The following is a 13585-nucleotide window of genomic DNA, read 5'->3' on the forward strand; positions in this document are numbered from 1 at the left end:
CCGCGAATCGGGGCGAATCAGCGACCGAAAGTGCAAGATCGGCGCGCAGAGGGAGGGAGGGAGGGGTTAGGGGGTTAGGACTGCTTCTTGGAGGAGGCGGCGGGTGAGGGTCAGGCGGTCGGTGTCGGTGTCCAGGGCGGGGAGGTCGCCTACCCGGGTCACCTCGCCGGTGAGCAGGGCGCGCAGGGCGGGTTCGCAGTAGGCGGGCAGGGTGATGGTGCGGTCGAACAGGCGCAGGGTGACCTGGTCGCCGGTGAGGGTCAACTGCCAGCGCAGGCCGGGGCGGACGGTGACCCGACTGTCGACCGTCAAGGTGGCCAGGGCGGCGGCCTGGGCCAGGGGGCGGATCGGGGCGGGTCGGGACGCCGACCAGGCCCGCTGCCGCAGCCGGGCGGCCACCGCCGCCGGGTCGGCGTGCGACAACCAGTCGCGCAGCGCCTCGACGGTCTCGGTGAGTTCCGGCTCGATGGCCTCCGGGTCGGCCAGGTCGATGCCGAAGGGCAGGGCTGCCCGCAGCCGGGGGTCCTCGGTGGCCAGCGCCAGCAACTCCTCGACCAGGGCGTACCGGGTCAGGGCCCGGACGCCGACGGTGAGGTGCAGGGAACTGGACTCCTGTGCCTGGGCGCTGTGCAGCCAGCCCCGGGGCAGATAGAGCGCGTCACCCGGCCCCAGCACCACGTCCAGGGTGGCCGGTCCGGCGGCGGTGGCGGCGACCTCGTCGGCCCGTCCGCCCCACGGTTGGCGCTCCAGCGGATCGGGCAGCACCGGCGGGTGGATCCGCCAGTGTTTGCGCCCGTCGACCTGGAGCACGAACACGTCGTGGGTGTCGTAGTGGGTGGCGAAGCCCTGGCTGCCCGGCGGGGTCAGGTAGGCGTTGACCTGCAACGGTTGCCCCACCGCCAGGCTCAGGTCGCGGGTGAAGTCGATCAGAGGTGGCCAGTTGCGGTGCAGACCCTGAAGCACCAGGGTGGCGCCCCCGGCGTACAACTCCAGGATCTTCTCGTCCAGGACCTGGTCGCCGATCTCGGCGCCGGCCCCACCGCCGCCGGTGTAACGCGCCGCCGGCAGCACCTGGCCGTCCTTGGCCACCCGCAGGAAGGGGGTACGCAGACCACGGCGGCTGAGCAGTTCGTCGGCGTCCTCCGGGCTCAGCAGGTCGGTGAAGCCGGCCGGGTTGGGCAGTTCGGCGGCGCGGGACAGCAGCGGAGTGTGTCCCCAGTGGGCGGTGGCGAACTTCTCCGGCTCGACGCTGACACAGCGGGCCAGCGCCGACGGCCGGTACGCAACCGCCGGGCGGACACCGCCGCCCGGCGCATCGAGTCGCGTCATCGTGCTCGGTTGTCAGGCAGCACCGTCGGCACCACCGTCGTGCTGACCCGGCGTGGCACCACCATCGGCCGGACCCTCGGCGCTGCCGTCCGCCCCACCATCGTGCTGACCCGGCGTGGCACCACCGTCAGCCGGACCCTCGGCGGCGCCGTCCGCCCCACCATCGTGCTGACCAGGCGTGGCACCACCATCGGCCGGACCCTCGGCGCTGCCGTCCGCCCCACCATCGTGCTGACCGGGGGTCGCGCCGCCGTCGGCCGGGCCTTCCAGGCCGCCGCCGCTGGTGCTCTGGATGTCGTCGTCGTTGAGTGGCATCGTGCTCCCTCGGATGAAACCAGCCCCCGCCGTCGGTGGGGTTTGCCGTGCCGCGCGTGGTACCCCACGCGCGATCTTCTCTAAACCAGTGCCACCCACCGTAGACGCCGATTCGCCGCGACACGCCCGGTTCGCCCCGCTCGGTACCCCCACCCGAGGGACCGGCGTGCGGGCTGCGGTGGCGAAGGTCGATTCCGGTGCAATACGGCCCGACAGTGACAGGATGGGGCGAGCCGAGCAGTACGGAGGTGGCGATGACCGAAGCACTGGAACCCCTGGAGCCGGTGACCGAGGACTGGCAGCGCGCCCTGGCGATCGTGGCCCATCCCGACGATCTGGAGTTCGGCGCCGCCGCCGCGGTGGCCCGCTGGACCGGGCAGGGTAAACAGGTGGTCTACTGCCTGGTCACCAGCGGGGAGGCCGGCATCGACGGGATGCCACCACCGCAGGCCCGGCAGGTACGCGAGCAGGAGCAGCGCGACTCCGCGGCCCTGGTGGGGGTGGACACGGTCGAGTTCCTGGGCCTGCCGGACGGGATCCTGGAGTACGGGGTGCCCCTGCGCCGGGAACTGGCCGCCGTGGTCCGTCGACACCGGCCGGAGATCGTGATCACCAGCAACTTCCGGGCCACCTGGGACGGCGCCGACACCCTCAACCAGGCCGATCACATCGCGGTGGGACGGGCCACCCTGGACGCGGTACGCGACGCCGGCAACCGGTGGATCTTCCCGGAGCAGTTGACCGAGGCGATCGAGCCCTGGGGCGGGGTACGCCAGGTCTGGGCGGCCTCCTCTCCCCGGTCGAAGCACGGGGTGGACACCACCGAGACCTTCGACAAGGGGGTGGCCTCCCTGCTGGCGCACGAGGCGTACCTGACCGGGCTGGGTGACGGCAGCTTCGACGCCGAGGAGTTCCTGGAAGGTGGGGCCCGACCGGTCGGCACCCGGCTGGGGGTGCGCTACGGCACCTCGTTCGAGGTGTTCCACTTCGACCTCTGGTAGGCCGGCAGGGTGGGTAGCCCGCGCCGTTACGCCGAAACGGCGGGATCCAGGGCTGCGGGAAACCGCCATTCCGGCGTAGCGAAGTCGATCAAGGTGAGCCGGACGGTCAGGGCATGAGCGGGACGAGATCCTCCGGCATGGTGGACCGGACGTCCTCCCATTCGCCCGGGGAGAGGTGCCGGCGCAGGGTGTCCAGCACCACCTGGACCACCCGCTGTGGGCCGCCCTGCGTGTCGTAGGGGAAGCCCTGACGCACCTCTTGGAGGAAGTCCTCCCGGTTCAGCTTGATCGGCACCTTCTCCGGCTGCCAGCCCTCGAAGTAGAGGCCCCGCACCAGCATCGGCAGTTGCGCGGAGAACTGGGCGCACTCCTGCACCGGCATCCGGTCGCGCAGCAGGTGCAGCACCGTACGCAGGGCCGCGTAGGACTGGTTGCGCTGCGCCTTGGGCCAGCCGTACGCCTGCTCGATGTCCTTGAGGATCAGGTTGGTCTTGTCCACCGAGGACTCTATCGCCGACTCGAACCGCTCAGCCATCTGTCCACCTCCGTAGGTCGGTCTCCCACCGTCGGTCGTCGGGGCGTCGCGGCGGCCCCACCGGCCCGGGTCGCGGGCGGATCGGGCTGCCCAGCCCGGGACCTGCCCGCCGAGCCCGGTCGGCTGCCCCGACGACCCGCAGGACGGCGTTCCGCCGCCGATGCGGTGTCACCGTCATCGCCATCCACCTCCGTGCGGTCGTCTCGCGCGGACGATCTCCGCGCTGCCACCACCCTGCGCCGAGGCGAGGTGACCCACCCTCACCCCCTCCGGGTGAGATGCCCCGGCGGCGGTCAGTCGGATTCGGTCAGCAGGGCCTGGAGTTGTTTGGCGTTGACCTGGGCGTAGTCCCGGTAGCAGTTGTTCATCAGCACCTGGGTCTGCCGGGTCTGGTCGGCCAGTTCGCGTAGCTTGGGGGCCCAGTCGGCCAACTCCCGCTTCGAGTAGCGGTAACCGAACTTCTCGTGGATGTCACGGCTGGTCCACTTGTCGCTGTGGCCGTGGAAGCGGACCACCGCCAGATCCGAGGTGGCCGCCAGCACCGGCGGAACAGAGGACCGGTGTCCCTGCGGCATGTCCACGCTGACGTAGGCCAACCGATGCTCACGCAGGAAGTCCAGGGTCTCGGCGGCGTTGTCCCCGTCGAACCAGGAGGCGTGCCGGAACTCGAAGACCGGACGCAGCGGCGCGCAGCGCCGGGTCACCTCCAGCAGGTACTGCTTGTTGTCCCGGCGCAGGGTGAACCAGGGTGGGAACTGGAACAGCAGGGCACCGAGCTTGCCCGCCTCGACCAGGGGGTCCAGGGCGCTGAGGAACCGGGTCCAGACCTCCTCGTACGCCTGCGGGGGCAGGTCGTCCGGGTAGAGGTTGCGTTTGTCCGTGGCCGGCCGCAGGTCCTGGTAGATGGCGCTGACCTTGGTGGGGTGGCCGGTGAGCAGGCTGAAGGCCTTGATGTTGAAGGTGAAGCCGGGCGGGGTGCGGTCGGCCCAGAGCCGGGCGGTCCGCTCAGCCGGCGGGGAGTAGTAGGTGGCGTCGACCTCGACCAGCGGGAACTGCCGGGCGTAGTAGGCCAGCCGCTTCTCCGGGGTGTCCGCCGTCTGGGGGTACCACCCGGAGTCCAGCAGGGTGCGGTCGGTCCAGGAGGCGGTCCCCACGGTGATCTCGCCCATGGGTGCCCTGCTCCGCGTTCCGGACCGACCGCCGACCGCTCCCGCTCACGCGGCCCGACGTTCCCGGGTCTGCTTGCAGGTCACGCAGGTGGTGGCCGATGGGAAGATCTCCAGCCGTTCCACCGGGATGGGTGCCGTGCAGCCCTCGCAGAAGCCGTAGGTGCCCTCGTCGAGCCGGGTCAGGGCGTGCTCGAACTGGGCCCGGCGGTCGAGGATGGTGCGCAACAGCGACTGCGCGGTGTCCCGTTCGGCGGTCTTGGTGCCGCTGTCGGCCTGGTCGTCGCCCGCGGTGTCGCCGACCTCCACCAGCCGCAGCACCTGGCTCTGCTGCACGGCCTGCTCGTACTCCTCGGACAGTTCGGCGTAGCGGGCCTGAAGGGAGAGCCGAATCTGATCGATCTCCGTCTGGGATCGGCCCGTGCCGACCGTGTCGTGGACGAGCATGGCTGCCTGCCTTCCTGGGACTCATCGTCATCGCGGATGGGACCACCCCACCCGGTCCTACCGCCCAGGCGGGTGATCACCCGGGCGCTGTGAGCCCCGCGATTACCCCGGTGGCCCGAAGGTCAAACCGCGTCCGGCACGGATTCCACGATCGCCGGTCGGCGCGGGTCCTCCAACCGGACCACCAGATCGGCGAAGGTGGCCGGGGCCACCTCCTCGGCGTAGCGGGCGTGGGCCGGCAGGGTCCAGGCCAGGTCGGCAGGGGTACGCCGTTCCAGGGCGGCGGCCGACATCTCCAGGTGCACGGTGATCTCGAAGGGCAGCCCTCCGCCGAGCAGGAAGGCGCCGCTGACCAGGACGATCCCGTTCGGGGGCAACTCGACGTATTCGGCCCGGCTGGCCCGGTCCGTGCGAGGGTCCCACAGGGAGGGCAGGATCCGCCCGTCCCCGTCCGGCCCGGCCGGATCGAGCACCTCCCGGCGCAGTCCGGCCTCGTCCACCCAGCCTTCGTAGTACGAGTCCGGGTTGGTCCGGCCCCGCTCCAGGCGTACCGAGGCGGGGCGCAGGAAATCCTCGGAGCGGAGGTGCCGGGCCGGGCGACCCCACGCCCGCAGCGGATCCACCAGGGCCGCGGCGATCTCCTCGGGGCGGGCGGCGCGCGGGCCGTCCACGGCCACCCGCAGGCGCCGGGTCGGGTCGGTGTCGGCGAGTCGCTGCGCCAGTTCGGTGACCAGTCGCTGCGGGGAGATGGGACGCACACGCATCCGACAATCCTGCCCGGTGGTCCTCGGACCGATCGCCCGTGGCGCTCAGCCGGTCTCGTCCAGGGTGACCCGGGCCTCGTCGGCCAGCCGGTAGCCGACCCCGTAGACCGTGGTGACCAGGGGGACGTCCACCCCGACCTTGCCGCGCAGTCGGCGTACGTGCACGTCGACCGTACGCACACCGGCGTGTTCGTAACCCCAGACGGCGTTGAGCAGCTGAAGCCGGGTGAACACCCGACGGGGATGCACCACCAGGTGCAGCAGCAGGTCGAATTCCAGCCGGGTCAGCGGCAGCGGCTCGCCGTCGCGCAGCACCGACCGTGAGGAGGCCAGGATGTGCAGGGTGGGGATGGTCGGGGCCAGAGGTCGGGTCGGTGCCCGCCCGGCCGGTACGACCTCGGTGCGCCGCTCCGGCACCGCCGGGCCCCCGTTGACGATCGTGCCCTCGCCGTTCTCCAGCAGCTCCCTGGCGGCTTCCAACAGCTGGCGGGCGGCCGGGGTCAGGGACTCCTCACAGGCCAGCGGAATCGACAGGGTGACCGTGATGACCGGGGTCGCCGTGCTGGTGGGGCGGCGTTGACCGCCGGGTGGCCGACCGGGGACCGCTGGTTGGGACGTATGCCATCCGGCGCGCGACGAAGCGGGGCTGACCGACATGGTCCTCCTAGGCTGGTCCGGGCTTTCCCCACGGCCCCGGGACGCCGCTTTATCGATGTTTCCCGGCGCCGGTGTGCGGGTCAAGGGGCGGCTGCGTTGTGTGAATGTGACAATTGGCCGACACTTCGGAGCCGTCCGCTCGCTCTGCGTACGAGGCCAGATGATTACAGCAGAGTCGCCAGCTTGACCCGATACGGGGGGTCGACACCGGAGTTCACCTTTCGTCGGGAGCCGCGATCACCTGCCCGAACGGGGGCCTGCCGAACTGCCCAGACTCCGGGTCCGGACCTGGTCAGCGTGGCGCGGCCCCGACCGGGACCCGCCACGCTGGACGTCGACTCAGCGTTCGACGCTCACCCGGGCATCGTCGGCCAGTCGGTAGCCGACACCGTGCACGGTGGTCAGCAGCGGGGTACCGACGCCGAGTTTGGCGCGTAACCGACGCACGTGCACATCCACCGTGCGGGCCACCGCGTGGTCGTACCCCCAGACCTGGTTGAGCAGTTGGAGGCGGGTGAAGACCCGCCGGGGCCGCTCGGCCAGGAACAGCAGCAGGTCGTACTCGATGCGGGTCAGCGGGATCACCCGGTCGCCCTGCCGGACGGTCCGGGGTCCGGTGAGGATGCGCAGGACGCTCGGATCGGCCGGCGGGGCGGCGACCGGGTCGCCGGACAGCCGCCCCTCCCCCGACTCGGCCAGTTCGCCGAGCAGTTCCACCAGCCGATGCAGGCGCGGGCTCGTCGCCGCGGCGGCCAGGTCGACCGTGATGGTCAGGGTGGGTCCGGTGCGTCGCCGGAGGCGGCGACCCCGGTGGGTACGGCCGGAGGGGTGTTGGCGTGGGGTGATGGCGACGACGGACACGACGGCCTCCTGGGGGCTACCGCCACGCCGGGTGGGCGTGGCTGATCAGTGGGACACCCGGCCGGCGGTCGCCGGGGGCGCGGGGGTGGACGGGCGGATCAACGAGGTGGGGCCCAGCACCGGCAGGCCGGCGATCCGCCAGGCGGCGAAGCCACCGATCACGTCGGTGGCCCGGAACAGGCCGAGATCCTGCAACGACGCGGCGGCCAGCGAGGAGGTGTAGCCCTCCTGACAGAGCACCATCACCGGCAGGTCGTAGCCGACCGCCTGGGGCAGCCGGGCGGGACACCGGGGGTCGAAGCGCCACTCCAGCACATTGCGTTCGACCACCAGGGACCCGGGCACGGTGCCGTGCGCGGCCCGCTGCGCGGCCGGTCGGATGTCGACCAGCAGGGCCCCGCCCCGGTACGCCAGGTGGGCCTGCTCCGGGTCGAGCCGGTCCAGCCGGGCTCGGGCTGCGCTGAGGATCTCCTCGATCCCCCGGGAGCCCGGCGGGGGCGTCGGACAGTGGGCGGCGGGGTCGGTCTGCGGCATCATCGTTCCTTCCAGGTGTTGCGCGGGGTGAAGGGGGTTCACCATGCCACGCCGGCCTCGGCCACCTCGGTGACGCGCAGCCGACCTCCGTCCAGGTGGTAGCGGGTCATCCGACGCAGGGCGGGGCGGTAGACGTGCACGCTGACCGCCGGCTCGGGATGCCGGTTGGTGACCATGTGCACGTGCCGGGGGCCGAATCGGCGGCCGGTGCCGGCGGCCAGCAGATGTGGACGCAGCCCCGCCCCGCTGACGGTCTGCTCGGTGAGCACTCCCGAGGCGACCAGGAAGGCCCCGGAGGAGCCGCCGTGGTCGTGCAGGTCCGTGCCCTGTCCGGGCAACCAGCTCAGGGCCCACACCTCGTGGTCGTCGTCGGCGGCCAGCCGGGCGTACCACCGGGTGGCCGGGTCGAAGCGCAGCGGTACCGGCCAGCGGGTCGGGTCACCGGCCCAGCGCCGGGCGACGGCGAGCAGGTCGGGTTCGGTGGCGAACAGGGCAGGCATGAGGTCCCTCGCGATGGTCGGCAGGATCCCCACCAGTCTAGGATGTAAACCCTATAGGTTTAGTAGGTTATCCCGAATGCCGGGACATGATTCCTTCGACGGCTACCGCATCCCCAGCCAGTGAGGGTCACGGATGGCCGGGCCGAGCGCCCCCTCGGCGGGGCGACTAACCTGACCCGGTGAGCGAGGAACTCGACGCCGAGACCCTGGAGTTCGCGCACCGGATGTTCGACCTGGCGCGCGACGGGGCCACCGCCGAACTGTCCGGGTACGTCGACGCGGGGCTGCCGGTCAACCTGACCAACGACAAGGGCGACACCCTGCTGATCCTGGCGGCGTACCACGCCCACCCGGAGACGGTGGCCGCGCTGCTAGACCGGGGGGCCGACCACACCCGGACCAACGACCGGGGACAGACGGCCCTGGCGGCGGCGGTGTTCCGCAGCAACGCCGAGGCGGTACGCGCCCTGCTGGCCGCCGGCGCCGACCCGGACCACGGCAACCCCTCCGCCGTGGAGACCGCGCAGTTCTTCGACCTGTCCGAGATGCTCACCCTGCTCCGCCCCGCCTGACCTCAACGCCGGGCCTCGATGAGGAAACGCCTGGCGTGGGCCACGAAGGGGCCTTCGGCGCGGATGCGCTCGTGTAGCCGGGCCAACGCCGGCCGGTGGGCGGCCACGGTGAAACCGGGCACCGTCCAGACCACCTTGCGCAGGAACCAGACCACGGCACCGATGTCGTGGAACACCGTACGCAGGGTGGCCGTACGCAGGTCGACGACGGTCAGCCCGGCCGCCTCGGCGGCGGCGACCGCCTGCTCCGGGTGCCGTTGGGCCGGGGGCGGCAGCGGCCCCAGGATCGCCTCGCTGAGTTCGCGTACGGTGCCCGGGCCGATCTGCTGGGACAGCACCGTCCCACCGGGCCGCAGCACGCGCGCCACCTCGGGCCAGTCGGTGTGCACCGGATGCCGGCTGACCACCAGGTCGAAGGCGCCGCTGCGCAACGGCAGCGGCGCGTGCGGACCCACCGCGACCACCCGGGCCCCGATCCGGGCTAGCCGGGCCCGGGCCACCGGCACGTTCGGCGGCCAGGCCTCGGTAGCCACCAGCAGCCGCGGCGGGTGGGGCACCTCGGCGAGCACCTCTCCCCCGCCGGTGTCGATGTCCAGCGCCGTGTCGACCGTCGCCATCCGCTCCGCCACCAGGCGGGCGTACCCCCAGGGTGGACGCTCCTCGGTGGCCCGTCCGGTGAGCCAGTCGAAGGCCCAGCCCTCGACCGGCGCGGTCGCCCCCTCAGCGACCAGTTCCTCGAAACTCGCCTGTCTGGACACGGGCTCAGGGTGTCCGGGGTGGCGGCCCGGCGGCAACGCCTTTTCCCGGGTGGCGCCCCGGCCCGGCTCGCTACGGACGGGGGCGGACGATCTCGACCGTCCGGGCGTCGACACCACTGAGGGCGGCGGCACGCGGGGTGCCGGAGCCACGCAGGGCGTCGAAGCTGGTCGGCTCCGCCCGACCGGGCTCGTAATGGCGCATCAGCCGGGCGCCCAGGGCCACCCCTAGACCCCCGACGGCCAGGGCGAGGACCTCGACCACCAGCAGTACGGCGGTCGCACCTCGGGTCGGCGATTGCGCCCGCACCAGGCAGGAGAGCAGGAACAGCCCGGCCATGCCGGCGTTGACCAGGTTGAAGCTGATCGCGGTACGGCGGGTCCGGTCCGGCGGCACGTCCCACAGGTCGACCATGCCGGCCGCCGTGGTCAGTCCCGCCGCCACCAGGGCGGCCACCACGGTCCAGTAACCGACCTCGCCGAGCAGGGCCGGGCCGCCGACCACCTGGGCGAAGTCGAAGATGGTCGCGCAGACGAACAGCCCGTACGGGAACGTCACCAGCATCGGTTGAATGGGGTGCCCCTGCACCCGCAGTCGGCTCTGCATCGTTCCCCCCTGGGATTGGAATCAGCCCACCAGTCCAGGGTGCTACCCGGGGGCCACCAGGGCGAAACGAGAGCCGGACTCAGTGTCCCGAGGCCGGGAGGCTCAGTTGTCCCTGGGGCGGGAGACCGTGCTGACCAACCGCTCGGCCACCTCCCGCAACGGGATGGACAGCGACGAGGCCGCGCTGCGCAGCACCCCCAGGGCGTCCTCCGGGGGGCAGCCCCGCTGGGTCATGATCACCCCGATGGCCTGGCCGATCACCCCCTCGCCGAGCAGGGCGGCGTCCCGGGCGTCGGCCTGGGCGCTGCGCCGCTGCCGGTCCCGCACTGCGGCCAGCAGCAGACCGGCCTGCTCGGCCAGGAGCATGGCGGTGAGCTGGTGGCCGGTGGTCAGGGCGTCCGACCGGTCGGCGTAGAGGTTGATCGCCCCGATCACCTGCTCGTCCACGTCGACCGGGGCGGAGATCACCCCGTGTACCCCCAACTCGGTGGCCTGGGCCCGCCAGTGCGGCCAGCGGGGCTCGGTGGCCAGGTTCTCCGCCCGGACCATCTCCCGCAGCCGGATGGCGTCCATCGCCGGGGTGTCGGAGCCGTACCGCAGGTCGTCCAGCCCGCTCATCGGGGCGTCGGAGGCGGCCACCCCGACCGGCTCACCGGCCCGCAGGGCGGTGAACCCGCACCAGTTGACCCCCGCGATGGCGTCCCGGGTGATGCGGACCAGGGCGGACAGCGCCTCGTCGAAATCGTCCAGACCGATCAGTCCGGCGGTCAGCTCCCGCAACAGGGCCGCCGTCTCCAACACGCCGAGGGTCTCCGTCAGCGGTGGACTCGTCTCCAGGTTCACCGACCCGCAGCCCCCGTACGCCTGGCCAGCGTCCTCACGGTCTCCTCCTCGGCTCCGAGACAGGCACCAGGGCGGCCCCGACGGCGGCCCTGGCGTCAACGACCCGCCCTACTACCCGCCACAACTACGGTCGAAACGGTGCAAAGCGGGGCCCCTCCCAGGGTACGGGTACCTCCGGGAGGGGCCGCGACCGGATCGGTCGGTACGCCTCAGCGAGCGCCCGCTCCGCTGAGCCGTCGACCGACCGAGGCGATCAGCCGGTCCAGTTCGGAGCCGAACGGGTTGTCGTGCACCAGGTAGGTCCAGGTGGCGCTCGGCCGGACCAGCTCCGCCGCGTCCGGCTGCCAGTCCTCGTCGAACTCGGTCTCGGTGAAGGTGGCCAGGGTGCGCGCCTCGATCTCCGGAACCAGGTTGGTGAAGGCCGGCACGGCCGCCCGGTGGAACTCGTCCAGGGGGTCCAGTCGGCCCAGGGCGCGCAGGTGCACCCCCTCGCGGACCTCGGACAGCTCGGCCAGGTGGTCGGCCCAGAGCCGGTCGAGGTGGTAGAGGGCGATCGACCGGGCCACCCGGGCGAGCAGGTCCTCGTCCATCTCCCCGGCCTTCTCCGGCATCTTGTCCAGCAGCATCAGGGCGGCGACGTCGCTGGTCAGCAGTCGTTCCCGACGCTCGGCCAGGGCCTTGCGCTGCTGCTCGATCACCACGCTGTAGCGCCAGGTGTTGCGGTGGATCTCGTGGTTGACCCCTTCGGCGACCCGCTGGGCGTGCTCCACGGCGTAGTCCACCTGCGGGTCGGTGACCAGACCGTCGGCGTTCATCCGGGGCGACGGCGGGACGGTGTCGCCGGCGTGCCGCACGACCAGGTCGTCCTCCAGGCTGACGAAGAAGACCGACCCACCCGGGTCGCCCTGCCGGCCGGCCCGTCCGCGCAGCTGGTCGTCGACCCGGCGGCTGTCGTGCCGGCCGCTGCCGATGACGTAGAGGCCGCCGAGTTCGGCGACCCGCTCCTGGTCGCTCTGGTCGCTGCCGCCGAGGCGGATGTCCACCCCTCGACCGGCCATCTGGGTGGAGACGGTCACCGCGCCGTGGGCACCGGCCTCGGCGATGATCGCCGCCTCCTCATCGTCGTTCTTGGCGTTGAGCACCACGCACGGCACCCCGACGGCGCCCAGCCCGGCGGCCAGCTGCTCGGACTCCTTGACGTCCAGGGTGCCGACCAGCACCGGGCGTCCGGCGGCGTGGCAGCGCTGGATCTCGTCGATCAGGGCCTCGTCCTTCTCCGCCCGGGTGGCGTAGATGCGGTCCGGCTCGTCCACCCGCACGCAGGGGGTGTTCGGCGGGATCACCGCGACCTCCAGCCCGAAGAACTCCCGCAACTGGTCGCCGACCAGCACGGCGGTGGCGGTCATGCCGCACACCTTCGGGTAGAGACCGATGAACGCCTGCACGGCGATGGTGCCCAGCACCTCACCCTCGGCGGTGGCGTCCAGGCCCTCCTTGGCCTCGACCGCCGCCTGCAACCCGTCCGGCCAGCGGCGGCGCTGGGCCACCCGGCCGCGCATCTCGTCGATCAGCTCCACGGAGCCGTCGCGGACGATGTAGTCGACATCGCGGTGCAGCAGGGCGTGCGCGTGCAACGCCACGTTGACCGCGGAGAGCTGCTCGACGTTCTCCTCGTCGTACAGGTCGATGCCGAGCTTGGCCTCGACGGCGGCCAGGCCGGCGGAGGTGAAGGCGACGCTGCGGCCGTCCTCGGCGACCGTGTAGTGCTTGCCCTTGCGCAGGCCGCGCACCAGCGCGGCGGCGGCGTGCACCGGGTCCTGCTCGCCGGGGACCGAGCCGGCGAGGACCATCGGCACCCGGGCCTCGTCGATCAGGATCGAGTCCGCCTCGTCGACGATCGCGGTGCGCAGGGCCGGCTGGACCCGGTCGGCTACGTCGGTGACGAGCTGGTCACGCAGGAAGTCGAAACCGGCCTCGCTGACGGCCACATAGGTGACGTCACAGGCGTACGCGGCCCGCCGCTCCGCCGGGGTCGAGGCCTCGTTGACCCAGCCCACGGTGAGCCCGAGCAGGGTGTAGACCGGCTCCATCCACTGCGCGTCCCGGCGGGCCAGGTAGTCGTTGACCGTCAGCACGTGCACCGGGCCGTTGCCCAGCCGCACATGCCCGTAGGCGGCGATGGCCGCGGTCAGGGTCTTACCCTCACCGGTGGCCATCTCGGCGACCTTGCCGGACAGCAGCGACATCGCGCCGAGCAGCTGAACGTCGTACGGCCGCTGGTCGAGGCCGCGGCGGGCGGCCTCGCGCCCAAGGGCGCAGATCTCCTCGTAGGTCGAGGCCACCCCTGCCGCCTCGGTCAGCTCCGCGTCGTCGAAGGCCTGGACCTTCTCCTCACGGGCCTCGATGGCCGGCAGCAGCTTCTCCAGCGGGGCCAGGTCGACCGTGGTCCCCGGGCGCTGGAGGAACCGGCGGAACCTGGTCTTCAACCGTTGCGACACACCCATGAGCGGCAACGGTACGCGACCGGAGGCCTCTTTCGCGCCCTCCCCGGCGCGCCTTGAGGTTACGCCCAGGTAGCCCGGCCGCCGCGTCGTCCGGACCGACCGCCTCGGCGACCCGGGGCGACCCCGGCTGACTAGGGCGAGGAGCAGGGCGCAGAGTCGGGCGTAAAGCAGCACCGCAATCAAAGCTTCACCGGC

General features: G+C 72.2%; 16 protein-coding genes. 2 read left to right on the plus strand and 14 right to left on the minus strand.

Translation table 11 applies throughout. The features are described from left to right. Window positions 1–66: 66 nt before the first annotated feature. Window positions 67–1329: a cupin domain-containing protein gene (locus ABZ795_RS20160; protein WP_357531462.1), complete on the minus strand. Its 1263-nt coding sequence runs from the start codon at window positions 1327–1329 to the stop codon at window positions 67–69. A 12-nt stretch (window positions 1330–1341) separates the two neighbouring features. Beyond that, complete coding sequence (locus ABZ795_RS20165) at window positions 1342–1644, minus strand: hypothetical protein (RefSeq protein WP_357531463.1); 303 nt, start codon at window positions 1642–1644, stop codon at window positions 1342–1344. A 254-nt stretch (window positions 1645–1898) separates the two neighbouring features. Here ABZ795_RS20165 and ABZ795_RS20170 point away from each other — a divergent pair, with 254 nt between their 5' ends. After that, window positions 1899–2645 (plus strand): PIG-L deacetylase family protein, encoded by a 747-nt coding sequence (locus tag ABZ795_RS20170; RefSeq protein ID WP_357531464.1) that lies wholly within the window; start codon window positions 1899–1901, stop codon window positions 2643–2645. 106 nt (window positions 2646–2751) lie between these two features. Here the strand turns inward: ABZ795_RS20170 and ABZ795_RS20175 are convergent, their stop codons facing one another. The 8 genes from ABZ795_RS20175 to ABZ795_RS20210 all read right to left on the minus strand — a co-directional run bounded on the left by ABZ795_RS20175 (window position 2752) and on the right by ABZ795_RS20210 (window position 8109). Beyond that, window positions 2752–3180 (minus strand): DUF2267 domain-containing protein, encoded by a 429-nt coding sequence (locus tag ABZ795_RS20175; RefSeq protein ID WP_327025507.1) that lies wholly within the window; start codon window positions 3178–3180, stop codon window positions 2752–2754. A 293-nt stretch (window positions 3181–3473) separates the two neighbouring features. Next, complete coding sequence (locus ABZ795_RS20180; protein ID WP_327025506.1) at window positions 3474–4349, minus strand: DUF72 domain-containing protein; 876 nt, start codon at window positions 4347–4349, stop codon at window positions 3474–3476. A gap of 45 nt (window positions 4350–4394) precedes the next feature. After that, on the minus strand, window positions 4395–4793 hold the full coding sequence (locus ABZ795_RS20185) for a TraR/DksA C4-type zinc finger protein (RefSeq protein WP_357531465.1): 399 nt from the start codon (window positions 4791–4793) through the stop codon (window positions 4395–4397). A 122-nt stretch (window positions 4794–4915) separates the two neighbouring features. Beyond that, window positions 4916–5557 carry a uridine kinase gene (locus tag ABZ795_RS20190; protein WP_357531466.1) on the minus strand — a complete coding sequence of 214 codons (642 nt, stop codon included), beginning with the start codon at window positions 5555–5557 and terminating at the stop codon, window positions 4916–4918. A gap of 45 nt (window positions 5558–5602) precedes the next feature. Further along, a complete protein-coding gene (locus ABZ795_RS20195; protein ID WP_357531467.1) occupies window positions 5603–6214 on the minus strand; it encodes a winged helix-turn-helix domain-containing protein in 612 nt (203 codons plus the stop codon). Between the two features lie 339 nt (window positions 6215–6553). After that, window positions 6554–7075: a winged helix-turn-helix domain-containing protein gene (locus ABZ795_RS20200; RefSeq protein WP_357531468.1), complete on the minus strand. Its 522-nt coding sequence runs from the start codon at window positions 7073–7075 to the stop codon at window positions 6554–6556. 45 nt (window positions 7076–7120) lie between these two features. After that, complete coding sequence (locus ABZ795_RS20205) at window positions 7121–7612, minus strand: rhodanese-like domain-containing protein (protein WP_327025501.1); 492 nt, start codon at window positions 7610–7612, stop codon at window positions 7121–7123. 35 nt (window positions 7613–7647) lie between these two features. Further along, window positions 7648–8109 carry a cysteine dioxygenase family protein gene (locus ABZ795_RS20210; protein WP_327027094.1) on the minus strand — a complete coding sequence of 154 codons (462 nt, stop codon included), beginning with the start codon at window positions 8107–8109 and terminating at the stop codon, window positions 7648–7650. Between the two features lie 179 nt (window positions 8110–8288). Between ABZ795_RS20210 and ABZ795_RS20215 the strand changes: the two genes are divergently transcribed. Continuing rightward, window positions 8289–8681, plus strand: a complete 393-nt coding sequence (locus ABZ795_RS20215; protein ID WP_327025500.1) for an ankyrin repeat domain-containing protein — start codon at window positions 8289–8291, stop codon at window positions 8679–8681. Between the two features lie 2 nt (window positions 8682–8683). Here ABZ795_RS20215 and ABZ795_RS20220 read toward each other — a convergent pair whose 3' ends face one another. The 4 genes from ABZ795_RS20220 to secA2 all read right to left on the minus strand — a co-directional run bounded on the left by ABZ795_RS20220 (window position 8684) and on the right by secA2 (window position 13390). Then, a complete protein-coding gene (locus ABZ795_RS20220; protein ID WP_357531469.1) occupies window positions 8684–9439 on the minus strand; it encodes a class I SAM-dependent methyltransferase in 756 nt (251 codons plus the stop codon). 70 nt (window positions 9440–9509) lie between these two features. Beyond that, the gene (locus ABZ795_RS20225) at window positions 9510–10043 is read right to left on the minus strand and encodes a DUF2231 domain-containing protein (protein WP_357531470.1); all 534 of its coding nucleotides are present in this window, start codon (window positions 10041–10043) and stop codon (window positions 9510–9512) included. Window positions 10044–10145: 102 nt separating this feature from the next. Next, window positions 10146–10886, minus strand: coding sequence for a GAF and ANTAR domain-containing protein (locus tag ABZ795_RS20230; RefSeq protein ID WP_357531471.1), 741 nt, complete (start codon window positions 10884–10886; stop codon window positions 10146–10148). A 209-nt stretch (window positions 10887–11095) separates the two neighbouring features. Next, window positions 11096–13390: an accessory Sec system translocase SecA2 gene (gene secA2, locus ABZ795_RS20235; protein ID WP_357531472.1), complete on the minus strand. Its 2295-nt coding sequence runs from the start codon at window positions 13388–13390 to the stop codon at window positions 11096–11098. Window positions 13391–13585 lie beyond the last annotated feature (195 nt).

It is taken from the genome of Micromonospora sp. NPDC047134, assembly GCF_040643455.1.
Lineage (GTDB): Bacteria > Actinomycetota > Actinomycetes > Mycobacteriales > Micromonosporaceae > Micromonospora.

Coding starts and splice junctions, on each gene's coding strand:
- ABZ795_RS20160 (WP_357531462.1), bottom strand. CDS start 1,329: ATGACGCGACTCGATGCGCCGGGCGGCGGTGTCCGCCCGGCGGTTGCG.
- ABZ795_RS20165 (WP_357531463.1), bottom strand. CDS start 1,644: ATGCCACTCAACGACGACGACATCCAGAGCACCAGCGGCGGCGGCCTG.
- ABZ795_RS20170 (WP_357531464.1), top strand. CDS start 1,899: ATGACCGAAGCACTGGAACCCCTGGAGCCGGTGACCGAGGACTGGCAG.
- ABZ795_RS20175 (WP_327025507.1), bottom strand. CDS start 3,180: ATGGCTGAGCGGTTCGAGTCGGCGATAGAGTCCTCGGTGGACAAGACC.
- ABZ795_RS20180 (WP_327025506.1), bottom strand. CDS start 4,349: ATGGGCGAGATCACCGTGGGGACCGCCTCCTGGACCGACCGCACCCTG.
- ABZ795_RS20185 (WP_357531465.1), bottom strand. CDS start 4,793: ATGCTCGTCCACGACACGGTCGGCACGGGCCGATCCCAGACGGAGATC.
- ABZ795_RS20190 (WP_357531466.1), bottom strand. CDS start 5,557: ATGCGTGTGCGTCCCATCTCCCCGCAGCGACTGGTCACCGAACTGGCG.
- ABZ795_RS20195 (WP_357531467.1), bottom strand. CDS start 6,214: ATGTCGGTCAGCCCCGCTTCGTCGCGCGCCGGATGGCATACGTCCCAA.
- ABZ795_RS20205 (WP_327025501.1), bottom strand. CDS start 7,612: ATGATGCCGCAGACCGACCCCGCCGCCCACTGTCCGACGCCCCCGCCG.
- ABZ795_RS20210 (WP_327027094.1), bottom strand. CDS start 8,109: ATGCCTGCCCTGTTCGCCACCGAACCCGACCTGCTCGCCGTCGCCCGG.
- ABZ795_RS20225 (WP_357531470.1), bottom strand. CDS start 10,043: ATGCAGAGCCGACTGCGGGTGCAGGGGCACCCCATTCAACCGATGCTG.
- secA2 (WP_357531472.1), bottom strand. CDS start 13,390: ATGGGTGTGTCGCAACGGTTGAAGACCAGGTTCCGCCGGTTCCTCCAG.